Below are 23,371 nucleotides of genomic sequence, written 5' to 3' on the forward strand. Positions count from 1 at the left end.
CATGGACACCGCGCTGGACCTGCACAGCCCCCTGACCGACGACGAGCTGCGCCGGCTGGACGCCTACTGGCGGGCCGCGAACTACCTGACCGTCGGGCAGATCTACCTGCTCGACAACCCGCTGCTCCGCGAGCCGCTCCGGCCCGAGCACGTCAAGCCCCGCCTGCTGGGCCACTGGGGCACCAGCCCCGGCCTCAACCTGCTCTACGCGCACCTCAACCGCGTCATCGTCGACCGGGACCTGTCCGCCATCTTCGTCACCGGCCCCGGTCACGGCGGCCCGGCGCTGGTCGCCAACACCTGGCTGGAGGGCACCTACAGCGAGCTGTACCACCACATCCCGCGCGACGAGGTCGGCATGCAGCGGCTGTTCCGCCAGTTCTCGTTCCCCGGCGGCATCCCCAGCCACGTGGCGCCGGAGGTGCCGGGTTCGATCCACGAGGGCGGCGAGCTGGGGTACGCGCTGAGCCACGCGTACGGTGCCGCGTTCGACAATCCGGACCTGCTGGTCGCCTGCGTGATCGGTGACGGCGAGGCGGAGACCGGCCCGCTGGCCGGGAGCTGGCTGTCCAACGTGTTCCTCAACCCGGCTCGCGACGGCGCGGTGCTGCCGATCCTGCACCTCAACGGCTACAAGATCGCCAACCCGACCGTGCTGGACCGGATCCCCGCCGAGGACCTGCGGGACCTGATGCGTGGCTACGGCTACCAGCCGTACCTGGTCGAGGGCGACGACCCGGCGACCGTGCACCAGGTGCTCGCCGCGACGCTCGACCGGGCGGTCGACGAGATCGCCGAGATCCAGCGCCGGGCCCGCTCCGGCGGGGAGGTCGAGCGCCCCCGCTGGCCGATGATCGTGCTGCGGACACCGAAGGGCTGGACCGGTCCGGCGGAGGTGGACGGCAAGCAGGTCGAGGGCACGTTCCGCGCCCACCAGGTGCCGGTCGCGGAGGTGCGCGACAACCCGGCGCACCTGGCCGAGCTGGAGCGCTGGCTGCGCAGCTACCGGCCGGAGGAGCTGTTCGACGCCACCGGCGGCCCGGTCGCCGAGCTGGCCACGCTGCCGCCCACCGGCGACCGGCGGATGAGCGCCAACCCGGTGGCCAACGGCGGCCGGCTGCTGCGCAACCTGGAGCTGCCGGACTTCCGCGACTACGGGGTCGACGTCGAGGAGCCCGGCGGCACGGTGGCCGGTGCGGCCGGCACGCTCGGCCCCTGGGTCCGCGACGTGATCGCCCGCAACCCGCAGACGTTCCGCCTGTTCGGCCCGGACGAGGTCGCCTCGAACCGGCTCGGCGCGGCGTTCGAGGTCACCGACCGGGCGTTCGTCGGCCGCCGGCAGCCCGGCGACGACCACCTCTCCCCCGACGGCCGGGTGATGGAGGTGCTCTCCGAGCACCTCTGCGAGGGCTGGCTGGAGGGCTACCTGCTGACCGGCCGGCACGGCATCTTCACCAGCTACGAGGCGTTCATCCACATCGTCGACTCGATGGTCAACCAGCACGCCAAGTGGCTCAAGGTGACCCGGCACATCCCCTGGCGGGAGCCGATCGCCTCGTTGAACTACCTGCTCTCCAGCCACGTCTGGCGGCAGGACCACAACGGCTTCTCGCACCAGGACCCGGGCTTCATCGACCACGTGGTCAACAAGAAGGCCGAGGTGGTCCGCGTCTACCTGCCGCCGGACGCCAACACGCTGCTCTCCACCATGGACCACTGCCTGCGCAGCCGGCACTACATCAACGTGGTGGTGGCCGGCAAGCAGCCGGCGCCGAACTGGCTGACCATGGACGAGGCGATCCAGCACTGCCGCCGCGGCCTGGGCATCTGGGACTGGGCCAGCACCGACGAGGGCACCGAGCCGGACGTGGTGCTCGCCTGCGCCGGCGACGTGCCGACGCTGGAGACGCTCGCGGCGGCCGACCTGCTGCGCCGGCACCTGCCCGACCTGAAGGTGCGGGTGGTCAACGTGGTCGACCTGATGCGCCTGCAACCGCCCTCGGAGCACCCGCACGGCCTGCCGGACAACGAGTTCGACACCATCTTCACCCGCGACAAGCCGGTCATCTTCGCCTACCACGGCTACCCGTGGCTGATCCACCGGCTCACCTACCGCCGGGCCAACCACGAGAACCTGCACGTGCGCGGCTACAAGGAGGAGGGCACCACCACCACGCCGTTCGACATGGTGATGCTCAACGACCTGGACCGCTTCCACCTGGTCATCGACACCATCGACCGGGTGCCGGGGCTGCGCTCGCGCGCCGCGCACCTGCGCCAGGAGATGGTGGACACCCGGCAGACCTGCCGCGACTACACCCGCGAACACGGCGAGGACGACCCCCGGGTCGCCGAGTGGCGCTGGATCCGCGAAACCGACCCGGCCGTGAAGGGTGACGCATGAGCAACGACGAGATCCTGGTCGGCTACGACGGCTCGACCGACGCGTCGGTGGCCCTGGACTGGGCGCTGGACGAGGCGGGCCGCTCGGGTCGGCCGGTGCGACTGGCGTACGTCTTCGAGTGGTTGACCGTGGCCGGCTGGATCGGTCCCGGGGTGGCCCCGGGGATCTGGCCGGACGACAACGCCCGCCGGCAGGTCGAGGAACTGGTCCGCAAGGCGGCGGTGGACGCCGCCGCCGAGCGGCCCGGCCTCACGGTGCACGGCGAGGTGTTCGACGGCCCGCCCGCGCTGGTGCTCCAGGAACGCTCCGCCGAGGCGGGCCTGCTGGTGCTCGGCAGCCGGGGGCACGGCGGCTTCGGCGGCCTGCTCGCCGGCTCCACGGCGGTCTCCGTCACCGCGCACGCCCACTGCCCGGTGGTGGTGGTCCGCGACGGCCAGGCGGCCACGTCCGGGCCGGTGGTGGTCGGCTCGGACGGCTCCCCCTCGGCGCTGCGGGCGCTCGGGTTCGCCGTGGAGCGGGCCGCCCAGCGGGACGTGCCGGTGCGGGTGCTGCGGGTCTGGGAGCCGCCGGGTGGCCGGTGGATGCCGCCGGACTTCGACCCGGAGGAGACCGCGGCGAGCGAGCGGGCCGCTGTCGAGGCGGAGCTGGCCCCGTGGCGGGAGACCTTCCCCGACGTGCCGGTGGAGATCGTGGCGGTCCCCGGCAGCGCCGCGTCGCTGCTGGTGGAGGCGAGCCGGCCGGCGCAGCTCGTGGTGGTCGGCAGCCGGGGCCGGGGCGGACTGCGCGGCATGCTGCTCGGCTCGGTCAGCCAGCAGCTCATCCAGCACGCGCACTGCCCCGTCGCGGTGGTCCGGGAATGAAGGAGGGGTGCCCCCTTTTAACGCCTCCGGCAGAGGAGGGGGCCCGTGTTAACGCCCCGAGGCACCCTCGGCGGGGTTGAGGGAGAAGAAGTCCTCCTCCTCCTGGGCCAGGTGCAGCCGCAGCACCGCGTCCAGGCCGTAGAGCGCGGCCAGCAGGTCGGGCACCTCATCGGCGGGCAGCCGGCCGTCCAGCGCCGCCAGGTGCCCACCGACCCGCTCCACCAGCCGGACGATCTCCACGTGCGCCCGGCTCATCGTCGAGGTCGCCTCGTCGCTGCCGAGCGGGCCGGCCAGCGCCGGATAGAGCTGCCGTTCCTCGGCCGCGTCGTGCGGCAGCACCTCGTCGACCAGGCGCCGGTGCACGTCCCGCAACGCCGGTACGCACCCCGGGTCGTCCGGACGGGTCGCCACCAGGTCGGCGGTGTCCCGCAGCCGGGCCAGCACGTCCCGGACGCCGCCGTGCTCGCGCTCGTACCGGTCGAGCAGCTCCCGGGTGTGCGGGGGCACCTGCCGCTGCCGCAGGCCGCCACCCAGGGCCCGCAGCGCGTTGAGGATCACCACCACGTCGATGCCCTCCTGGAGGAACGCGCCGGCGACCGGGGGCAGCCGACCGGCGGCGGCCACCAGCATCGCCAGAACCGCCAGGCCCATCCCGACGGTGGCGCTCTGCACCGCGATGCGGCGGGCGTACCGGGCGATCTCGACGGCGTCGGCGAGCCGGTCCAGCCGGTCCACGGTGAGCACCGCGTCGGCCACGTCGGCGGAGGCGGTCGCCCCGGTAGCGCCCATCGCCACCCCGACGTGCGCCTCGGCCAGCGCCGGGGCGTCGTTGACGCCGTCGCCGACCATCACGGTCACCGCCCGCGCCGACTCCGCGCGTACCCGATCGGCCTTCTCCGCCGGCGCGCAACGCGCGATCACGTCGTCCACGCCGACCACCTGGGCGACCTGCCGGGCCGTACGCGGACGGTCGCCGGTCACCATGACCAGCCGGGTCAGGCCCGCCTCGCGCAGCCGACGCACGGTGCGCCGGGCGTCCGGGCGGACCGGGTCCTCCAGCAGGATCGCGCCCAGCGGCCCGTGCTCGTCGCTGACCCAGACCGTGGACCGGCCGGACCGCTCGGCCCGCTCCCGGACCCGGTCCGCCCACGACGGCGGCTCACCGTCGAGCTGGCCGACCCGGATCGTCCGGCCGTCGACCCGGCCGGCCACGCCACGCCCCGGCTCCTCGGTCACGCCGGTCGGCTCGGCCAGCCGCACCCCCCGCTCGCGGGCCTGCCGAACCAGCGCGGCGGCCAGCACGTGCGGTGAGAGCTGCTCGACGGACGCGGCGAGCCGCAGCACCTCGTCCCGGTCGCCGCCCGGCGCGACCACGGTCTCCGCGGCCCGGGGCCGGCCGGCGGTGAGCGTGCCGGTCTTGTCCAGCAGCAGGGTACGGGCGCGGCCGAGCTGCTCCAGCGACCCGCCGTCACGCACCAGCACGCCCCGGCGGGCCACCCGGGACAGCCCGGAGACCACCGCGATCGGGGTGGCCAGCAGCAACGGACACGGGGTGGCCACCACCAGCACCGCCACCGCCCGCACGAACTCGCCCGAGAACAGCCACGCCAGCCCGGCCAGCAGCAGCGTGAACGGCACGAACGCGGCGGCGTACCGGTCGGCCAGCCGCACCATCGGAGCCTTGCGCGCGGTGGCCTCCCCGGCCAGCCTGACGATGCCGGCGTAGGTGCTCTCCGCCGCGTTGCGGTCGGCCCGCAGCCCGAAGCCGGCACCGGCGTTGACCACGCCGCTGGCCACCCGCTCGCCGACGGCGCGCCCGACCAGCCGGGACTCGCCGGTCACCACCGACTCGTCGAGCGTGGCCGCCTCCTCGACCGTGCCGTCCACCGGCACCACGTCACCGGGGCCGACCACCAGCCGGTCGCCGGCGACGACCCGGTCCAGCGGCACCACCTCGATCCCGCCGTCCGCGGTGCGCCGCCGTGCCTGCCGGGGCGCGCGCTCCAGCAGCGCCCGCAGGTCGCGGGTGGCCCGGCGCCGGGCGTACTCCTCCAACGCCCGCCCGGTGGCGACCATCACCGCGATCACGGCGCCGGCCAGGTACTCCCGCACCAGCAACGCGCCGAGCAGCGCCAGCACCGCGATGACGTCCACCCCGAACTGCCGACGCCACAACTGGCGCAGCATCGTCCAGGCGGCCGGAGCCAGGGCCACCACGGTGACCGCGGCCCAGACCAGACCGGCCACGCCCCGCGCCCCCGCGAACCACAACGCCGCGCCGGCCAGCACGGCCACCGTGAGCAGCGCCAGCGCGGCCCACTCGGCCGTCCCGGCCCGCCGGGCGCGGGCCGGCCGTTCGGGTACGCATTCGCGCGGTTCCGTCCCCACGTGCGGATCGTCTCAGTGCCGAAGCGGGGCAGGTAGGGCGAACGCGGGTAATCCGGAGGGCCGAAGGCCCCGTGCGGCCGGGTGCGGGCATGCCCGAGGATGGAGCGGCAACCCCACCCGGGCGTCCCGGGCGTGGGGCACGATGGGGAGAGACAGGAAAGGTCGTGACGATGAGCCACGAGACGCCGGCTACCGATCGCCCGCTGACCACCGCGCTCGCGGAGGCCGCCGGAACGGCCGGCCACGCCCCGTCGGTGCACAACACCCAGCCCTGGCACTGGACGGTGCTGCCCGACGCGCTGGAGCTGCGGGTGGTCCGGGAACGGCACCTCAGCGCCATGGACCCGGAGGGCCGGCTGCTGGTGGTGAGCTGCGGCGCCGCGCTGCACCACGCCCGGGTGGCGCTGGCCGCCGAGGGCTGGACCCCGGTGGTGGAACGCCTGCCCGACCCGCACCAGCCCGACCTGATGGCCCGGATCACCGGGCTGCGCCACACCGGCGCCGACCCGGACGCCATGCGCCTGGTGCAGTGCATGCGGGTGCGGCACACCGACCGGCGGCCGGTCAGCGACGAGCAGATCCCCACCGCCGTGCTCGGCGACATCGACCGGGCCGCCACCCGGGAGGGCGTCAACCTGCAACTCCTCGACGACATGCAGAAGATCGAGCTGGCCGGCGCCGCCCAGCACGCCGCCGCCGTCGAGGCGGACAGCCCGGAACTGCGCGAGGAGCTGGCGTACTGGACCAACCGGGCCGGCACCGGCACCGGCCTGCCGCCGGAGGTGCTGCCCGACCAGGCGGCGCAGACCACCGTGCCGGGCCGCGACTTCGGCGCCCCCGGCTCGCTGCCGATCGGCCCCGGCCACGACAAGGCCGCCGTCTACGCCATCCTCTGGGGCGCCGAGGACGAGCCGCTGAGCTGGCTGCGCGCCGGTGAGGCGCTCTCCGCCGCCTGGCTCGAAGCCACCCGGCACGGGGTGTCCCTGGTGCCGCTCTCCGGCGTGGTCGAGGTCGACGGCACCCGCGAGGTGCTCCGGCAGACACTGGCCGGCCTGGGCCACCCCTACCTGAGCATGCGGCTCGGCGTGGCCGACCCGGAGCACGCCGGCCCGCCGCACACCCCGCGGCTGGACGCCGCACAGACCGTCGACACGTCGGCGGTCCGCGACCAGCCGTCCTGACGGGCTCGTCGGCGGCTGCCACCGGGGCGATAGCATCGCCCGGTGGCAGCCGCACCGAACCCCCGGCACGAGCCCGTCACGCCGTCGCTCGGGTTGACCCCGCTGTCCCGGGTCCGCCTCGACGAGCTGCTCCAGGAGATGCTCGACCGGGTCGGCGAGGTGGTCACCAGCCGGGAACGGCTGCGCGCGCTGCTCGACGCGGTGGTCGGCATCGGCTCCGACCTGGACCTGCGCAGCACCTTGCAGCGGATCGTGCGGTCGGCGTGCGAGCTGGCCGGCGCCCGCTACGGCGCGCTCGGGGTGATCGGCCCGGACCGGATGCTGCACGACTTCATCGTCCACGGCATCGACGCCGAGCTGCACGCGCGCATCGGCGAGCTGCCGCACGGGCGCGGGGTGCTCGGCCTGCTCATCGACCAGCCGAAACCGCTGCGCATGCCCGACATCACCCGGCACCCCCGGTCGTACGGCTTCCCGCCCCACCACCCGCCCATGCACAGCTTCCTCGGCGTGCCGGTGCGCATCCGGGACCAGGTGTGGGGCAACCTCTACCTGGCCGAGAAGCAGGGCGCCGCCGAGTTCACCGAGGACGACGAGGAGATCGTGGCCGCGCTCGCCGCCGCCGCCGGCGTGGCGATCGAGAACGCCCGGCTCTACGCGCTGGCGCACCGGCGGGAGCGCTGGCTCGCTGCCGCCGCGGAGATCACCTCCGTGCTGCTGGGCGAGGTGCGCCGCACCGACGCGCTGTCGCTGGTCGCCCGCCGCGCCCGTGAGGTCGCCGAGGCGGAGCTGGCCCTGGTGCTGCTCTACGACGAGGACGAGGCGCAGTTCACCGTCGAGGTGGTCGACGGCGCGGACCCGATCGCCCGGGAGCTGGTCGGCGCCGTGCTGCCGGCCGCCGAGACCAGCTTCGCCGGCTCGGTCACCGAACGCCGGCACGAGCAGGTCGACGACCTGGCCGCGGCGGCGCCCTGGCCCCAGCCGGTGGTCGCCGGCCCGGCGGTGGTGTCCCCGCTCGCCGCCGCCGACACGCTGCACGGCGTGCTGGTGATCGCGCACCGGCCCGACCACGGCCCGGCCGGCGACGACGACCTCGCGTTGCTGGCCAGCTTCGCCGGGCAGGCCGCGCTGGCCATGGAACGGGCACGCGGCCAGGAGGAACGGGAACTGCTGGTGGTCCTGGAGGACCGCGAACGGATCGCCCGCGACCTGCACGACGTGGTGATCCAGCGGCTCTTCGCCACCGGCCTGCAACTCCAGAGCGGGGCGATGAACGCCCGGCCCGAGGTGGCCAAGCGGATCAACCAGGCGGTCGACGACCTGGACGCCACCATCCGCGACATCCGCCGCACCATCTTCGAGCTGCGCACCCCGATGAGCGCGGCGCTGCGCACCGAGATCCGCGAGGCGATCGAGGTGGCCGCCGAGACGCTGGGGCACCGGCCCGACCTGGAACTGGTCGGCCCGATCGACAGCGCCGTCCCGGACGAGCTGCGCCCCGAGCTGGTCGCCGTGCTGCGCGAGGCGCTGTCCAACGCGGTACGCCACGCCCACGCCGACCGGGTGTCGGTGCGGGTCGCGGTGGACGCCGGCCGGGTCGACGTCACGGTCACCGACGACGGGATCGGCTGCGACCCGTCGGCGGCCCGCAGCGGCCTGGTCAACCTGCGCGAGCGGGCCGAACGGCTCGGCGGCGGGTTCACGCTGCGCCGGGTCGAGCCGCACGGCACGGAGCTGCGCTGGGGCGTCCCGCTCGACTGACCCGGTCGGCGGTCAGTGGGTCTTGCCGAGCAGCCGGGTGGCCAGCACCGCCGCCTGGGTGCGCCGCTCCAGGCCCAGCTTCGCCAGCACGCTGGAGACGTAGTTCTTCACCGTCTTCTCCGCCAGGAACATCTTGCCGGCGATCTCACGGTTGGTGAGCCCCTCGGCGACGTACTCCAGGATCCGCCGCTCCTGCTCGGTGAGCGACTTCAGCTCCCGCGGCTGCTCCACCCCGCTGCGGATGCGCTCCAGCACCCGGGTGGTGATCGCCGGGTCGAGCAGCGACTGCCCGGCCGCGACCCGGCGGACCGCGTCCACCAGGTCGGTGCCGCGGATCTGCTTCAGCACGTAGCCGGCCGCACCTGCCATGATCGCCGCGAAGAGCGCCTCGTCGTCCTCGTACGAGGTGAGGATCAACCCCTTGATCGACGAGTCCACGGCGCGGACGTCCCGGCACACGTCGATGCCGTTGCCGTCGGGCAGCCGGGCGTCGAGGATCGCCACGTCGGGGCGGAGCGCGGGAATCCGCCGCGTTGCCTCCTGGGCCAGGCCGGACTCGCCGACCACCTCGATGTCGCCGCTGCTGGTCAGCAGGTCGGCCAGGCCACGACGGACGACCTCGTGGTCGTCGAGCAGAAACACCCGGATCATCCGTCCTTTCTACCCGCTGCCCCCCACCCCCCGCACGGGTCGAAGGTCCCGTCGTTGCCGCGCCGCCCCGGGCCGGTCGGACCCGCCCAGGTGGGACCTCCGGCCCTGCTCAGGGCGCATCCCGGTGACGCACCGTAGAAACCGGAAGCCCGACGCCGTACGGAGGGAGCACGACCATGACGACCGGATACACCGTCGGGCAACTGCGGGCCGCGGTCGCCGACGCGGTACGCGCGCCGTCGCTGCACAACACCCAGCCGTGGCGGTTCCGACTGCACGACGGCGGCATCGAGGTCGCCCTCGACCCGCTGCGCGGGCTGCCGGCCACCGACCCGACCGGCTGGGGCGCGCGGATCGCGTGCGGGGCGGCGCTGTTCAACCTGCGGCTCGCGCTGGCCGTGGCGGGCACCCCGGCGACGGTCCGGCTGCGCCCGTACCCGGCCGAACCGGACGTGGTGGCCCGACTGCTGCCCCAGACGCCGCGCCCACCCACCCCGACCGAGCAGAGCCTGTACGGGGCGGTCGGCCGCCGGTTCAGCAACCGGGCGCCGTTCTGGCCGGACCCGGTGCCGGCCGACGCCCGCTGGCGGCTCGGCGAGGCGGCCCGCGCCGAACAGTGCTGGCTGGAACTGGTCATCGGCACCAGCGCGGTCAACGCGTTCGCCGAGGTCGCCCGCAGCGCCCACCGGGTGCTGGAACGCGAGCCGGCGTACGTGGCCGAACGGGTGGCGTGGATGCGCTCCGAGCCGGCCCCGGACGGCGTGCCCACCGGCGCCGGGGGCCCGCAGAGCGAACCGCAGGACCTGCTGCCGCAGCGTGGCTTCGGCGGGCGCAACCGCGCACCCGGCCGGGACTTCGAACCCGAGCCGCTGGTCGCCGTGCTCGGCACCCCCGGCAACACCGGCACCGACCAGGTCGCCGCCGGGCAGGCCCTGCAACGGGTGCTGCTCACCGCCACCGACGCCGGGCTCGCCGTGTCGATGCTCTCCCAGCCGATCGAGGTGCCGGCGGCGCGGGAGGCGCTGCGGCTGTCCCTGGGCCGGTTCGGCACGCCGCAGATGGTGATGCGGATCGGGTACGGCCAACCGGGCCGCGCCACCCCGCGCCGCCCGGTCGACGAGGTGCTCGACCTGCCGGTCACGCGGCCCTGACGTCCCCGCCCCGGCCGGTCAGGCCGGCAGGCTGGCCAGCAGCGCCGCCTCCCGCTCCGGGGCCAGGCCCACCGGGGCGCGCGCCGGTCGGCCCGCCCGCGCCGGCACCCGACCCACCTCCCGCAGCCACCGCCAGGTGTCCGCGACCGTCTCGGCGACCGGCCGGCAGACCAGACCCGCCGCGTACGCGCGCTCGACGTCGCGCTCCTGCAACCAGCGGTACTCGTGCCCGCGCGGGATCCAGATCGGCAGGTCGTTCCACGGCTCCACCCCGGCGGCGAGGATCGGCGCCGGCGCCGTCCAGCGCAGCGTCGCGTCCGAGCCGGTCGCCGCCACCACCGCGTCGAGCAGCTCACCCATCGTCGTGTGCCCGCTCCGACTCACCACGTTGTACGCCCCGCCGACGCCCTCGGCACCCCGGTCCAGCAGCCAACCCGCCAGGTCGCGGACGTCCACGTACTGCACCGGCAGATCCCGTGGCCCGGGGGCCAGCACGTCCCCGCCCCGGGCCACCCGGTGCAGCCACCACGGCAGCCGCCCGATGTCCTCCCCCGGCCCGAGGATCAGCCCGGCCCGCACCAGCAACGCCCGGCCGCCGAACACCTGCACGGCGGCCCGCTCCGCGCCGGCCTTGTTGCTCGGGTAGTCGCCGTCGTCGGCGTCCGGTTCGGCCGCGACGGTCGGCGCCTCCTCCCCGGTGCCCGGCCCGGCCGTCGGCGCGTACACCGAGCCGCTGGAGACGTAGACGTAGTGCGGCACCGCGCCGGTCAGGACCCGCGCCGCGTCCCGCACGGCCCGGGGCGCGCCGTCCCAGGTGTCCACCACCATGTCCCACTCGCCACCGGCGAGCGCGGCCAGCCCGTCCGGCGCGGTGCGGTCACCCCGCAACCGGTGTACGCCGGCCGGCACCTCGCCGTGCACGCCACGGTTGAAGACGGTCACCGCCCAGCCGCGGCGTACCGCCTCGGCCACCACCGCCCCACCCACGAAACCCGTACCACCCAGCATCAGCAGTCGCATACGTCCCACCCTGCCCCCGGCGGCCGGCACCGCATGCCCCCGTTCACCCTGAGCGGATCTCCCCACAGCAGAACCCCACCCACCCCCCGGTTTGTGGCATCGGTGGTGTCGCACCGGGTGTGCCGGGTGGGTGGGGTGTCCGGTTTCGGGGTGGTGGGTGGCACCCCGGCGGTGGAATGGGTCGGGGGGTCGCGGCGTTGTATCCCGGTGCACGGCCGAGGAAGGCGAGCGCCCCCGCGCACCCGCCGACCCCCCGCCGGGAATGATGGTGGGCCCCCGGTCGTTGGACAGTCTTCCGGCGCCGCGTAGAGGCCCTGCCCCGTGAGCAGCCGGATCCCCCGTGAACTTTCTTGAGTGCCTGACGGTGCTCGCCCACCCGTGCCCCCCGGTGCGGGTGTGTCGACCCCCGAATGGAGCCCCCTCGTGAACACGATTCTGCGTAAGAGCGTTCTGGGTATTGCTGGTCTGGCGTTTACCGGTGGTGTGTTCGCCGGTCCGATCGCCGCGCACGCCGACACCGCCCACGCCGCCACGGCTGGTAAGCCGGTCGCGGTTGCCGCGGTGCAGGGTGAGCAGTCGACGATCGGTCTGGACGACGAGCAGACCGTCAACGTGAAGGCGATCATCGCGGCGACGAAGAAGGCCGGGTTGCCGGAGCGGGCGGCGGTCATCTCGATCGCGACGAGCTTGCAGGAGTCGAAGTTGGAGAACCTGGGCCATCTCGGCGACCGTAATGACCACGACTCGCTGGGGCTGTTCCAGCAGCGTCCGTCCAGTGGTTGGGGCACGGCCGAGCAGATCACCGATCCCGAGTACTCGACGCTTGCGTTCCTGAAGGGCCTGAAGCAGGTCGACGGTTGGCAGGACATGCCGTTGACCAAGGCCGCCCAGACCGTGCAGGTGTCGGCCTACCCGGATGCGTACGCGCAGTGGGAGAAGCAGGCCACCGACCTGGTCGCCAAGTACTGGAACAGCTAAGAACGCGAAGGCCGGCACCCCCAAGCGGGTGCCGGCCTTCAGCGCGTACCGGAAACGGGGTCAGGCCGGGGGTAGGACGAACGTCCACGTGGTGGTGGTCGTGCTCGCCGCCGCGCCCGTCGCGGCCAGCCCGCCGTAGCTGCCCACCGGGACGCTGCTCGCCGAGTCCGCCAGCAGGCCGGTCACCCGGCCGCCCCCGGTCTGCGAACTGTTGCTGCGGACCGCGACGCCGGCCGGCGGGGTGAGCGCGGTGGAGGCGGCGTCACCGTGCAGCCAGTACGACACGGCCCAGCTCTGCGCGGCGGTCACCGGCGCGAACGGGGTGATCCGCGTGGCGGTGCTGGCCGGATCGGTGGCCCGGGCGAAGACCGGCGCGCCCGGCGCGACCCCCCGGTACGCGGCCACCACCAGGTTGGCCTTCGCCTGGCTGTCCAGCGCCACCCGCACCGCCGTGCCCGCGTCCCCGGCGGTCGCGGTCTTCCACCAGGCGGTGGTGGTGGCGTAGCCGCCGTCGAACCGGTCGAGGCGCGTCCAGCCGGTCACCCCGGTCGGCTCTCCGGTGCCGGTGTGGGTGTTCTGGCCGAGCAGGAGCAGCAGCGTGTCGCCGGGCTGCACGCCGGACGGGACGGTCACGGTGTGGCTGGTCCAGTTGGCGTTGGCGGTGGCCTGCCCGACGAACGCGATCCGTTCCGGCACCGGCGCGACGGTGACGTCGACGGTCGTGGTGCCGGTGGCGCCCCGGTCGTCGGTGACGGTCAGCGTGACCGGGTAGGTGCCGGCCGCGGCGTACGTGTGCGAGGTGGTCGGCACGGAGACGGTGTCGACGTCGGATCCGTCGCCGAAGTTCCACCGGTGGTCCTGGATCGCGCCGTCCGCGTCGGTGGAACCGGCGCCGGAGAACGTGCACACCAGCCCGGCGCAGGACGGCGCCAGGTGGGCCACCGGCGCCTGGTTGGCCGGCCCGCCGGAGCCCTTGAGGATCTTCACGTAGTCGATGTCACCGGCGAAGTAGTCGCAGGTCACCTTCGTACCGTCGCACTGGCTCTTGCCGCCGACGGAGAGCTGCCACGAGTTGGCGATGGTGCCGGTCGGCCCGGACAGCCGGCTGGTCCGTACCCCGTCGACGTACATCTCCACGTACGCGGCGGTGCGGTTGCACGTGACGGTGTGCCACTGGCCGTCGGCGATCGGCACGTCGGTGTAACCGGTGCGCGAGGCGCCGTCGCCGCCGCGGAACAGGCACTTCGGCTTGCCGCCCGGCGCCTCGAACTTCCAGTAGCCGCCGGCGGTGTTCCCCTGTCCCTTCTGGAGGATGTTGCCGAACGAGTACGTCGTGCGGTAGCGGATGGTCACCGAGAAGTCCCCGGCGTCCGGGTTGAGGTCGGTGCTGTGCGGCACCAGGTCCACGTGGCCGGGCACGTACTCCTGGTCGGTGGGCAGGTGGGTGGCGAACCGGTGCCCGGTGGCCCCGGCGTAGAGCGCGCCGGTGACCACCTCGCCACCGACCGCGCCGTGCCGACCGCTGCCACTGCTGTCCGTCAGGACGGTCGACGACGCCGGCTCGTCCATGCTCCAGAACGCCACGGTCCGGGTCGCGGTGGCCTGTGCGGGCGCGCCGCCCACCGTCACCCCGGCCGCCGCGACGACCACTGCCACGCCCAGCCGGGCGGCCGTGCGCCGCCATCGTCCCTGCCCGATCCTCGGCATGTGACCGCCTCCCTGCGTATCGGGCTCACCCTGACACGCGTCGGGCCGGCGGCCCATAACCCGCACGGTGGATCTTTACCGGCCCTCGGGCCGGATGGTGACCGGTGTGGCCGGTGCCGGCCGCCGGTGGGGGATGCCCGCCGGTCGTCCGGCGGCAGAAGGGTGATCTTCGGTGGGCGATACTGGGTTTGAACCAGTGACCTCTTCCGTGTCAAGGAAGCGCGCTCCCACTGCGCCAATCGCCCCGGGGCAGTTCGCGAGCGGACGACGGGATTCGAACCCGCGACCCTCACCTTGGCAAGGTGATGCGCTACCAGCTGCGCTACGTCCGCGTCGTCGCCGGCTCGCGTCGGCGACGAGAGGAACTCTACCCGACGCCAAGATCGCCCTGCGGCAGCCCCCCGGGGAACCGCGGTTGCGCTGCTCGCCGCCGGGGTACTGACCCACGCGACAGCACAATCATCCCCCTGAAGGAGGCTGTCGTGGGTATCGGTACGAGCATCTTCCTGATCGCGGTCGGCGCGATCCTCACGTTCGCGCTGAACGCCAGCGTCGGTGGCGTCGACCTCGACGTCGTCGGTTGGATCCTGATGGCGGCCGGCGTGCTCGGCCTGATCATGACCACGCTGGTCTGGGGCCGTCGCCGTCAGGTGGTCACCACCGTCGACCAGCCGGTGGAGTACCGCCGGGTCGAGGAGCGCCGGGACGTCGCCCCGCCGATGTGATCCGACCGCACACCCGGGGGCCGACGGAGCTGATCGGTCCCCGGCCGAGCCCGGACGGGGGCGCCGCTGGGCGTCCCCGTCCGCGTTCCCGGGTCAGTCCCGCATCAGCGCGTTGAGCGTGCCGTGGTCGAGTCCGCCGGCCAGCGCCTCGTACGTCCCGGCGTCGAGCGCCTCCGTCGCCGCCCGCCGGGCCACCGCGTACGCCGCCCCGAAGACCGTCGACCCGAGGCTGATCCGGGCCACCCCGAGCCGCGCCAACTCGGTCACCGTCGGCGCGCCCGGCCTGACCAGCACGTTCAGCGGGGCGGGGATCGCCGCCACCAGTGCCGCGATGGTCTCCGGATCGACCGTCCCCGGCACGAAGACGCCGTCCGCGCCGGCGGCCAGGTAGGCCTCGGCCCGGGCCGCCGTCTCCGGTACGCCGCCGGCGCCACGCAGGAACGTGTCGACCCGCGCGTTGACGTACAGCGGGACGTCGGCGCGGTCGGCGGCGGCGCGGGCCGCGGCCAGGCGGGCGCACTGCTCGTCGACCGGGCGCAGCGGCGGGCCCGCGTCGTACCGGGCGTCCTCGATGTTCACGCCGACCGCGCCGGCCGCGAGCACCGCGGTCACCGTCCGGGCCACCTCGTCGGGGGTGTCGCCGTAGCCGGATTCGATGTCGGCGGTGACCGGCAGGCGCACCGCGGCGGCGATCCGGTGGATCACGTCGACGGCGGCCTCGCGGGTGAGCGCGTCACCGTCCGGCGCGCCCCGGCTCCACGCCACGCCGGCGCTGGTGGTGGCGACCGCGCGGGCGCCGGCCGCGGCCATGATCCGGGCGCTCGCCGCGTCCCAGGCGTTGACCAGGACCAACGGCTCGCCGGGCACGTGCAGGGTGCGGAATTGCTGGGCTCGGGTCTGCTGTTCGTTCACCCGGCCAGTCTCGGCCAACCGGGGCGTTCCCGGGGCCCGTGAACGACGAGAAAGGCCGTGTCGAATGATCGACACGGCCTTTCCGATGGTGGGCGATACTGGGTTTGAACCAGTGACCTCTTCCGTGTCAAGGAAGCGCGCTCCCACTGCGCCAATCGCCCTCGTCAACTGCCGAGGTGGAGACGGGATTTGAACCCGTGTACACGGCTTTGCAGGCCGTTGCCTCGCCTCTCGGCCACTCCACCGAGGTTGCCCCCGAACTGCGTGGCGGCATTCTCCGAGCGGACGACGGGATTCGAACCCGCGACCCTCACCTTGGCAAGGTGATGCGCTACCAGCTGCGCTACGTCCGCACGCCCCCGGCGTTTCCCGGTGACGGATGAGAACTTTAGCCGAGCGAGGGAACGTTGCCAAATCGGATTGCCTCTCCGGCGCGTCCGGGTGAGCGGTGCGCGATCTCCGGTGGGCATCCTAGGAGCCTGGGTGGCAGGCCGAGCGGGTGGATCACAGGCACGTCCACCTGCGGATCCTGACCACCGGCCGAGTGTCCGGCATCCGACTGTCCCATCGCCGACCGGCCGGTCCGGTAACTCCTCGTGGTCATTCGGATGGGCTACCGTAACGGCGTGACGAGACGAGCCGCCGAGATCCGCCTGGACGCGCTGCTGCGTACGGCCTGCGAGGTGATCGCGGAACGAGGGCTCGCCAACACGCGCACCGCCGACGTGGCGGAAGCCGCCGGGGTCAGCCAGGCGCTGGTCTTCTACCACTTCGCCACCAAGGACCGGTTGCTCGCGCAGGCGTTCGCGTACGCGGTCGAGCAGGACCTGGCCCGCCTGGACGGGGTGCTCCGCTCCGCCGCGCCGCCGCTGGCGAAGCTGCGGCGGATGCTCCGCCTCTACGCGCCGACCGGCCGGGCCGCCTCCTGGTCGATCTGGATCGACGGCTGGTCCGAGTCGCTGCGTACGCCGGAGCTGGAGAAGCTCTCCCGCCGCCTCGACCTGCGGTGGCGGCAGGACCTGGCGACGGTGATCACCGACGGGGTCGCCGACGGCACGTTCACCTGCCCCGACCCGGCCGGCGCGGCCTGGCGGATCAGCGCCGTGATGGACGGCCTGGCGGTGCAGCTCTCGGTGCACGAACGGGTGATCACCCGCCGACAGATCGCCGAGTGGATCCGCCTGGTCGCCGCCCGCGAGCTGAGCCTGGAACCCGGCCAGCTGGACTGAGCGCGCCGGCGGCCACCGCGCGGGCCAGCCGGGCGCGGGCCGGTGGATGGACGTTCGCGGCGGACAGGTCGCCCCGGTAGTGGGCCAGCACCCGGTGGTCCATCACGCGGCGCCAGACCGGCGGCAGCAGCGCGGCGACCACCATGGTGGCGTAGCCGGCCGGCAGTTGCGGGGAGGCGTCGAAGCTGCGCAGCACCTGGTAGCGGCGCAGCGGATTGGCGTGGTGGTCGCTGTGCCGCTGGAGCTGGAACAGGAAGACGTTGGTGACGACGCGGTCGCTGTTCCAGCTGTGCCGCGGATCGACCTTCTCGTAGCGACCGGCGGCGGTGCGCTGCCGGGCCAGACCGTAGTGCTCCAGGTAGTTGACGGCCTCCAGCAGGGAGAAGCCGACCACCGCCTGGAGCACGAGGAACACCAGCACGCCGGGGCCGAACACCACCGCCAGCAACGCGTAGAGCAGCACGGTCATCGCCCAGGCGTTGAGCACCTCGTTGCGCCAGGTCCACGGGCTGCGCCCGCGCAGCCGCAAGCGGCCGGCCTCCAACCGCCAGGCCGAGCGCAGGCTGCCGGCGACGGTACGCGGCCAGAATGCCCAGAACGTCTCGCCGAGGCGCGAGCTGGCCGGATCCTCGGGCGTGGCGACGCGTGTGTGGTGGCCCCGGTTGTGCTCGACGTGGAAGTGCCCGTACCCGGTCGGCGCCAGCGCGATCTTCGACAGCCGGCGTTCCGCCTTCTCCCGCTTGTGCCCCAACTCGTGGGCGGTGTTGATGGCGATGCCGTCGACCACCCCGACGGTGGCGACCAGGCCGGCGGCGACCGCCCAGGAGAGCCGGCCGCCGGCCCACACCGCGCAGCACAGCACCAGGGCCGCGTACTGGGCGGGCAGCCAGAGGTAGGTGAGCCAGCGGTAGTAGCCGTCGGCCTGCAACGCCGGCACCGCCGCCTCGGGCGGGTTCGCCCGGTCGTCGCCGATCAGCAGGTCGACCGCCGGGATGGCGCCGAACACCACCGCCGGGGTGAGCCACCAGGCCCAGCCGGAGCCGGTGGTGTGCCAGAGCCCCCACGCCAGGAACGGCAGCACCGGCACGAGCAGCGCGAGCGGCCAGAGCGGCTTGCGGGGGTCCCGCCACGGAACGGTGTCGGTACGCATCGTCGGACTCCGATCGGTTGCTCCTGATCCGACTGTGTCAGTCACCGGCGGGTTTTACAAGAGAAAAGTTTTTGTAAAGCGAGCCACCCCTACCAACCCCTGCTTTCAGTGACTGTCACCTATGCGCTTGGTTATCGTGAATCATCCTCACGGCATTTTCCGGCCGCCACCCCCTGGCCGGTCCCCTCCCGCACGCCCGCGTCGGCGGTCCGCAACGAACCCGCCGCGCCCGGTGGCCCCGGTGGCGCACGTCCGCCGCGGACCGACGAACGGAGATCACGCATGTCGTCGCAGCCCCCCGGCTCCCCCGAGCTGACCGTGGTGATGCCGACCTACCAGGACCCGCACTGCCTGGAACTGACCCTGCGGGCGCTGGCCCGCCAGACGCTGTCACCGGACCGCTTCGAAGTCGTCGTGGTGCGCGACGGCGGATCAGCCGACGGCTACCCGCAGGCGCTGGCCGCCGGCGCCGGCCTGCGCCTGCGGCTGGTCGAGCTGGCCGAGCGCCGTGGCCGATCCGGCGTCCGCAACGAAGGGGTACGGCACGCCGCCGCGCCCCTGATCGTCTTCCTCGACGCCGACTCCTGGTCGATGCCCGACCTGCTGGACCGGCACCTGGCCCACCACCGCACGCCCGGCGCCGCCCCGGTGCTGATCGGCCGCCGGGACGACATCGGCCTGGCCCACCTGCCCGCCGTGCTGCGCGACGAGCCGGCGGCGATCCCCCGCCTCTCGCCGTACGCCGGCGACATGCGCTTCCCCCCCGACGGCGTGCCCGACGAGCGCCGGGACTGGCTGGAGATCGGCTGGACCGTCGCCTACACGCACAACATCTCGCTGTCCCGCGAGCTGTTCGACCGGGTCGGCGGCTTCCGCGAGGAGTTCGCGCTCAGCTACGGCATGGAGGACATCGAGCTGTTCTACCGGGTCGACCAGGCCGGGGCGAGCTTCGGGTACGACGACGACGCCCGCGTGATCCACCTGCCGCACCACCGCAACATGGGCCGCAACTGGGCCGAGATGATGGCCAACACCCGGTCGATCATGGCGCTCTACCCCTGCCTGGAGTGGGAGTTCCTCAGCGTCATCGTGGGCCCGGAGGCGGTCAAGCGGATCCTGTTCTACCGCTCCCTGATCCGCGCGTCCGTCACGCAGCCGACGTGCGCCATCGGCCCGGCCGTGACCCGGCTCGCCGACCGGCTGCCCGGCCCCCGGGTGCTCTGGGTGGGCAGCGGCAGCGCCGACGCCGGGCTGCCCCCGGAGGCGTTGACGTTCGACCACACCGCCCCGGTCGGGCCGTCCAACTTCCACCTGATCGGACTCGCCCCGCCGCTGGCGCCGGGCAGCCTCGACGCGGTGGTCAGCGTGGACTTCTGGCGCTACCTGCTCTGGCCGGAGCTGTGCCAGTTCGTCAACGCGTCGCTGCTGCTGGCCGGCGAGGTGCACCTGGTCGCCACCGGGGACAGCGCGCCGGAGATGTGCGCCGTCGACCCGGAGTCGCTGGCGTACCTGCACCGGTCACTGGCGGCCGAGTTCACCGTCGACCGGCAGGAGGTGCCGGGCCTCGGCGCGGTGCTGTCGCTGCGCCCGCCCCGGGCCGCCGGCGGCGCGCCCGCGTACGCGCAGGCCGCAGCCGCCGGCTGAGGCCGGTCACCGCCACCGTCGCGGGGTCCGTCGTCGTGCGAACGACGGCGCCGGGCCCCCGGCCGGCTCACCGGTCGGCTCTCCGGCGGGGCGGAGCAGGCGCCGCATCCGCAGCAACAGCCCGGCCCCGAGGAAGAGCAGCAGCCCACCGAGCCCGAAGGCGGCCTGCACCACACCGAAGCCGCCGGTCTCGGCGACCGGCCGCCCGGCCGCGCCCGGCAGCGGCGGCTCGACCACCGTCGCCCCGGTGGACGCGTCCGCCGCCGGCTCCTCGGCGGGCGGCTCCTCACCGGGCGGGTCGGTCGGCTCGGCGCTGGTCGGCGTCGGCTCCGGCGTCGGCTCGGCCGCCTCGCCCACCACCTGACGCGAGGCGGTCCGCCGGGCCAGCAGCCGCAACTGCGGGTCGTACGCCTCGGCGGCGATGCTCACCCGGCCGCGCCCCACGTCCTCGGCGAACGCCACCCGGTAGCGGGCGGTCACGGTGCGCCCCGGGCAGAGCACGCCCGGGTCCAGCTCCCGGTCGGTCAACCGCGCGGTGTCCCCGTCGGTGCGGATCTCCAACGGGAACGAGCCGGTCTCCTCCACCCGGTCCACCTTGACCTGGTCCAGCCGCAGGCCCTGCACCTGGAGCAGCATCGACCAGCGCACCTTGACGCAGTCGGAGCGGGCACCCCGGTCGGAGCGGGACACCACCGCGGAGAGCGTCTCCACCCGGTCGCCGCCGGTGAACTCGTCCGGCAGGCCGCTCAGCTCCGTGGAGAAGGCCGCCGCCGCCCGCGCCGGCGCGGCCCCGGCATACCCGGAACCCGCCAGGCAGGTCAGCACCAGCCCGATCCGCAGCGCGTGCCGCCACCCGCCCACCACGCCTCCTCGCCTCGGTCGTGTCCACCGGCAACGCTAGGAGCGGCCCCGGCCGGCCGGTAGACGGGCGTGTTCGCACCCAACGTCAACATCGACCGGTGGTTTCACCGACCGTGGTGAACCGGTCACGACCGCCCGCCGACACGCCCGGGATCGGCCGTGCGACACAATCTCCCGGTGTCCGAGCTGTCCGCCGCCTTCGTCCGGCTGCACGCCCGTCTCGCCCCGGTCGCGTTCGTCCCCGAGGTGCGGCTGCACCAGGCCGACGAACCGATCGGCCTCTGGGAGCTGACCGAGGGTGAGTTCCGCAGCAGCCAGCCGCCGCCGTTCTGGGCCTTCGCCTGGGCCGGCGGGCAGGCACTCGCCCGGTACGTGACCGACCACCCGGAGCTGGTCGCCGGCCGCCGGGTGCTCGACCTCGCCGCCGGCTCCGGCCTGGTCGCGATCGCCGCCGCCCGGGCCGGCGCGGCCACCGTCCGGGCGGTCGAGGTGGACGAGCGGGCCGTCGCGGCCGTCGCGCTCAACGCCGAGGCCAACGGGGTACGCGTCGACGCCGAACTCGGCGACGTGCTCGACGCCGACGCCGGGGACGCCGAGGTGGTGCTGGCCGGCGACGTGTTCTACAGCGAGGCGATGGCCCGACGGATGCTGCGCTTCCTGCTCCGGGCCGCCCGGTCCGGCGCGCGGGTGCTGGTGGGCGACCCGGACCGGGCGTTCCTGCCCCGCGAGCGCTTCCACGAACTGGCCGGGTACGAGGTGCCGGTGCCGGAGGCGCTGGAGAGCGTCCGGGTGAAGCACACCCGGGTGTGGGAACTGGACCCGAGCCCGCCCGGCGCCCGCCGCGCCTAGCCGGGGCGTGGAAAGGGGCCCCGGCTAGACCGAAGGCGTCAAGAAGGGGCCCCGCCTTACCAAAGTCAGGGTGGGTGGGTGCCGTTCGATGGCGGTGGGACGCCCCGGCCGCCGCCTAGCGTCAGCGCATGATCACACTTCGTGGGTTGACGAAACGGTTCGGCGGGGTGACCGCCGTCGACGACCTGACCGTCGAGATCCGCCCCGGCCAGGTGACCGGGTTCCTCGGCCCGAACGGCGCCGGCAAGTCCACCACCATGCGGATGGTGCTCGGCCTGGACCGGCCCACCGCCGGGACGGCCCTGGTCAACGGGCGCGCGTACCGCACACTTCGGCACCCGCTGTACGAGGTCGGCGCGCTGCTCGACGCCACCGGCGTGCACCCGGCCCGCGCCGGCGTGGCGCACCTGCGGGCGATGGCGCGCAGCAACGGCGTACCGGCCCGACGGGTCGCCGAGGTGCTCGACCTGGTCGGCCTGGACGCCCGGGCCGCCGGCAAGCCGGGCCGGGCGTTGTCGCTGGGGATGGGACAGCGGCTCGGCATCGCCGGCGCGCTGCTCGGTGACCCGCCGGTGCTGCTGCTCGACGAACCGGTCAACGGCCTCGACCCGGACGGGGTGCGGTGGATCCGCGGGTTCACCCGCCGGCTCGCCGACGAGGGCCGCACCGTGCTGATCTCCAGCCACCTGATGAACGAGATGCAGCAGACCGCCGACCGGGTGGTGGTGCTCGGCCGGGGCCGGCTGGTCGCCGACGCGCCGCTGGCCGAGCTGATCGCCACCCGGCCCGCCGCCTCGATCCGGGTACGCGGGCCGGAACCGGCCGCGCTCGCCGCGCTCGGCGACCGACTGGCCGCCGAGGGCGCGACCGTCACCGCCGAGCACGGCGGCCTCGCCGTGGCCGGCAGCACCGCCGGCCGGGTCGGCGACCTGGCGTACGAGCTGGGGGTGCGGCTGCACGAGCTGACACCCGTCGCGCCCTCCCTGGAGGAGGCGTTCCTGGAACTGACCGCCGGCAGCGTCGAGTACGTCGCCGGCCCGACCGGAGGCGGGACCCGATGACCGCGCTGCCCACGCTCGACCCGACTCGGCCGGTGTCCCGGCCCGCTCCGGCCGGCCACCCGCTCGCCGGCGCGGTGGCCGCCGAGTGGACCAAGCTCTGGTCGGTCCGCTCCACCTGGTGGACGCTGGTCGCGGCGCTCGTCACCATGGCGGCCACCGCCGCCCAACTCGCCATCTACGTGGTGAACGCGAACACCGACGACGACCCGACCGTGGACCCGGGCGTGCTGCCGGTCGGCGACGTGGTGGCCGGCTCGCTGGAGCTGACCCAGTTCGTCGTGCTCGCGCTCGGCCTGTTCGCGATCACCAGCGAGTTCGCCACCGGCACCATCCGCACCACGCTGCGCTGCACCCCGTCCCGCGGCCGGGTGCTGGCGGCCAAGGCGCTGGTGGTCGGCGCGGTGACGTTCGGCGTCGGGCTGCTGCTCGGCGGCGTCGGCGCGGCGGTGGCCCGGCCGGTGCTGGGCGGGTGGGGCCGCGCGCCGCTGGGCGGCACCGTGGCCGACGTGGTCGCCTGCGCCGCGTACCTGGCGCTGGTGAGCGTGCTGGCGCTCGGGCTCGCCGCGGCGCTGCGCGGCCCGGTGCTGACGCTGACCGTGCTCCTCGCGCTGCTCTACATCGTGCCGCTGTCGTTGCAGGAGCCGGACATCACGGCGCTCACCCGGATCGCCGACGCGTTCCCCGGGGTGGCCGGCGGCCACTTCCTGGCCGGCGACACCGAGCCGTACCCGGCGGTCGTCGGGCTGCTGCTGCTCGTCGGCTGGGCCGCCGCCGCGCTGGCGCTCGGCCGCTGGGCGCTGGCCCGGCGCGACGCCTGACCCCGGCCGGCAGGGGCGGGG

19 protein-coding genes and 5 tRNA genes are annotated in these 23,371 nt (G+C 74.3%); 12 read left to right on the plus strand and 12 right to left on the minus strand.

The annotated features are described in order from the left end of the window. Position 1: 1 nt before the first annotated feature. Complete coding sequence (locus VKK44_RS19860; protein ID WP_343442668.1) at positions 2-2,404, plus strand: phosphoketolase family protein; 2,403 nt, start codon at positions 2-4, stop codon at positions 2,402-2,404. Further along, on the plus strand, positions 2,401-3,264 hold the full coding sequence (locus VKK44_RS19865) for a universal stress protein (protein WP_343442670.1): 864 nt from the start codon (positions 2,401-2,403) through the stop codon (positions 3,262-3,264). The genes VKK44_RS19860 and VKK44_RS19865 overlap by 4 nt, the downstream gene beginning before the upstream one ends. A gap of 48 nt (positions 3,265-3,312) precedes the next feature. Here the strand turns inward: VKK44_RS19865 and VKK44_RS19870 are convergent, their stop codons facing one another. Beyond that, positions 3,313-5,652, minus strand: a complete 2,340-nt coding sequence (locus tag VKK44_RS19870; RefSeq protein WP_343442671.1) for a heavy metal translocating P-type ATPase — start codon at positions 5,650-5,652, stop codon at positions 3,313-3,315. Positions 5,653-5,822: 170 nt separating this feature from the next. On the opposite strand from VKK44_RS19870, the gene VKK44_RS19875 reads away from it, so the two are divergent. Further along, complete coding sequence (locus VKK44_RS19875) at positions 5,823-6,833, plus strand: Acg family FMN-binding oxidoreductase (protein WP_343442672.1); 1,011 nt, start codon at positions 5,823-5,825, stop codon at positions 6,831-6,833. Between the two features lie 93 nt (positions 6,834-6,926). Further along, positions 6,927-8,594 carry a sensor histidine kinase gene (locus VKK44_RS19880; protein WP_343447827.1) on the plus strand — a complete coding sequence of 556 codons (1,668 nt, stop codon included), beginning with the start codon at positions 6,927-6,929 and terminating at the stop codon, positions 8,592-8,594. A 12-nt stretch (positions 8,595-8,606) separates the two neighbouring features. Here the strand turns inward: VKK44_RS19880 and VKK44_RS19885 are convergent, their stop codons facing one another. After that, entirely contained in the window at positions 8,607-9,245 is a 639-nt protein-coding gene (locus tag VKK44_RS19885; RefSeq protein ID WP_181572435.1) for a response regulator, read from the minus strand. Positions 9,246-9,421: 176 nt separating this feature from the next. On the opposite strand from VKK44_RS19885, the gene VKK44_RS19890 reads away from it, so the two are divergent. Continuing rightward, positions 9,422-10,396, plus strand: a complete 975-nt coding sequence (locus VKK44_RS19890; RefSeq protein WP_343442673.1) for an Acg family FMN-binding oxidoreductase — start codon at positions 9,422-9,424, stop codon at positions 10,394-10,396. A gap of 18 nt (positions 10,397-10,414) precedes the next feature. Here the strand turns inward: VKK44_RS19890 and VKK44_RS19895 are convergent, their stop codons facing one another. After that, the gene (locus VKK44_RS19895) at positions 10,415-11,416 is read right to left on the minus strand and encodes an NAD-dependent epimerase/dehydratase family protein (RefSeq protein ID WP_343442674.1); all 1,002 of its coding nucleotides are present in this window, start codon (positions 11,414-11,416) and stop codon (positions 10,415-10,417) included. A gap of 423 nt (positions 11,417-11,839) precedes the next feature. On the opposite strand from VKK44_RS19895, the gene VKK44_RS19900 reads away from it, so the two are divergent. After that, complete coding sequence (locus VKK44_RS19900; protein WP_343442675.1) at positions 11,840-12,394, plus strand: hypothetical protein; 555 nt, start codon at positions 11,840-11,842, stop codon at positions 12,392-12,394. A gap of 60 nt (positions 12,395-12,454) precedes the next feature. Here VKK44_RS19900 and VKK44_RS19905 read toward each other — a convergent pair whose 3' ends face one another. The 3 genes from VKK44_RS19905 to VKK44_RS19915 all read right to left on the minus strand — a co-directional run bounded on the left by VKK44_RS19905 (position 12,455) and on the right by VKK44_RS19915 (position 14,433). Further along, positions 12,455-14,101 carry a PKD domain-containing protein gene (locus VKK44_RS19905; RefSeq protein ID WP_343442676.1) on the minus strand — a complete coding sequence of 549 codons (1,647 nt, stop codon included), beginning with the start codon at positions 14,099-14,101 and terminating at the stop codon, positions 12,455-12,457. A gap of 173 nt (positions 14,102-14,274) precedes the next feature. Further along, positions 14,275-14,346 (minus strand) — tRNA-Val (locus tag VKK44_RS19910). Between the two features lie 14 nt (positions 14,347-14,360). After that, positions 14,361-14,433: transfer RNA gene (locus VKK44_RS19915), tRNA-Gly, on the minus strand. A 150-nt stretch (positions 14,434-14,583) separates the two neighbouring features. Between VKK44_RS19915 and VKK44_RS19920 the strand changes: the two genes are divergently transcribed. Further along, on the plus strand, positions 14,584-14,826 hold the full coding sequence (locus tag VKK44_RS19920; protein WP_343442677.1) for a DUF6458 family protein: 243 nt from the start codon (positions 14,584-14,586) through the stop codon (positions 14,824-14,826). A gap of 93 nt (positions 14,827-14,919) precedes the next feature. Here the strand turns inward: VKK44_RS19920 and VKK44_RS19925 are convergent, their stop codons facing one another. The 4 genes from VKK44_RS19925 to VKK44_RS19940 form a co-directional block, all read right to left on the minus strand. Next, the gene (locus VKK44_RS19925) at positions 14,920-15,738 is read right to left on the minus strand and encodes an isocitrate lyase/PEP mutase family protein (RefSeq protein ID WP_343442678.1); all 819 of its coding nucleotides are present in this window, start codon (positions 15,736-15,738) and stop codon (positions 14,920-14,922) included. 86 nt (positions 15,739-15,824) lie between these two features. After that, positions 15,825-15,899 (minus strand) — tRNA-Val (locus tag VKK44_RS19930). Positions 15,900-15,912: 13 nt separating this feature from the next. Beyond that, a tRNA-Cys gene (locus VKK44_RS19935) sits at positions 15,913-15,983 on the minus strand. A gap of 35 nt (positions 15,984-16,018) precedes the next feature. Next, a tRNA-Gly gene (locus VKK44_RS19940) sits at positions 16,019-16,091 on the minus strand. A gap of 273 nt (positions 16,092-16,364) precedes the next feature. Here VKK44_RS19940 and VKK44_RS19945 point away from each other — a divergent pair. Beyond that, positions 16,365-16,967 carry a TetR/AcrR family transcriptional regulator gene (locus VKK44_RS19945; RefSeq protein WP_343442679.1) on the plus strand — a complete coding sequence of 201 codons (603 nt, stop codon included), beginning with the start codon at positions 16,365-16,367 and terminating at the stop codon, positions 16,965-16,967. On the opposite strand, the gene VKK44_RS19950 is transcribed toward VKK44_RS19945, so the two are convergent. Next, positions 16,888-18,117, minus strand: a complete 1,230-nt coding sequence (locus VKK44_RS19950) for an alkane 1-monooxygenase (protein ID WP_343442680.1) — start codon at positions 18,115-18,117, stop codon at positions 16,888-16,890. The genes VKK44_RS19945 and VKK44_RS19950 overlap by 80 nt on opposite strands. Positions 18,118-18,399: 282 nt before the next feature. Here VKK44_RS19950 and VKK44_RS19955 point away from each other — a divergent pair, with 282 nt between their 5' ends. Continuing rightward, positions 18,400-19,761 carry a glycosyltransferase family 2 protein gene (locus VKK44_RS19955; protein WP_343442681.1) on the plus strand — a complete coding sequence of 454 codons (1,362 nt, stop codon included), beginning with the start codon at positions 18,400-18,402 and terminating at the stop codon, positions 19,759-19,761. A gap of 6 nt (positions 19,762-19,767) precedes the next feature. Here VKK44_RS19955 and VKK44_RS19960 read toward each other — a convergent pair whose 3' ends face one another. Further along, positions 19,768-20,622: a hypothetical protein gene (locus VKK44_RS19960; protein WP_343442682.1), complete on the minus strand. Its 855-nt coding sequence runs from the start codon at positions 20,620-20,622 to the stop codon at positions 19,768-19,770. A gap of 177 nt (positions 20,623-20,799) precedes the next feature. Here VKK44_RS19960 and VKK44_RS19965 point away from each other — a divergent pair, with 177 nt between their 5' ends. From VKK44_RS19965 to VKK44_RS19975, 3 genes are all read left to right on the plus strand, one after another. After that, positions 20,800-21,471 (plus strand): class I SAM-dependent methyltransferase, encoded by a 672-nt coding sequence (locus VKK44_RS19965; RefSeq protein ID WP_343442683.1) that lies wholly within the window; start codon positions 20,800-20,802, stop codon positions 21,469-21,471. A 128-nt stretch (positions 21,472-21,599) separates the two neighbouring features. After that, positions 21,600-22,532: an ABC transporter ATP-binding protein gene (locus VKK44_RS19970; protein WP_343442684.1), complete on the plus strand. Its 933-nt coding sequence runs from the start codon at positions 21,600-21,602 to the stop codon at positions 22,530-22,532. Next, a complete protein-coding gene (locus VKK44_RS19975; RefSeq protein ID WP_343442685.1) occupies positions 22,529-23,350 on the plus strand; it encodes an ABC transporter permease in 822 nt (273 codons plus the stop codon). Before VKK44_RS19970 ends, VKK44_RS19975 begins: the two co-directional genes overlap by 4 nt. Positions 23,351-23,371 lie beyond the last annotated feature (21 nt).

Origin of the sequence: Micromonospora sp. DSM 45708 (genome assembly GCF_039566955.1) — a bacterium.
GTDB lineage: Bacteria > Actinomycetota > Actinomycetes > Mycobacteriales > Micromonosporaceae > Micromonospora.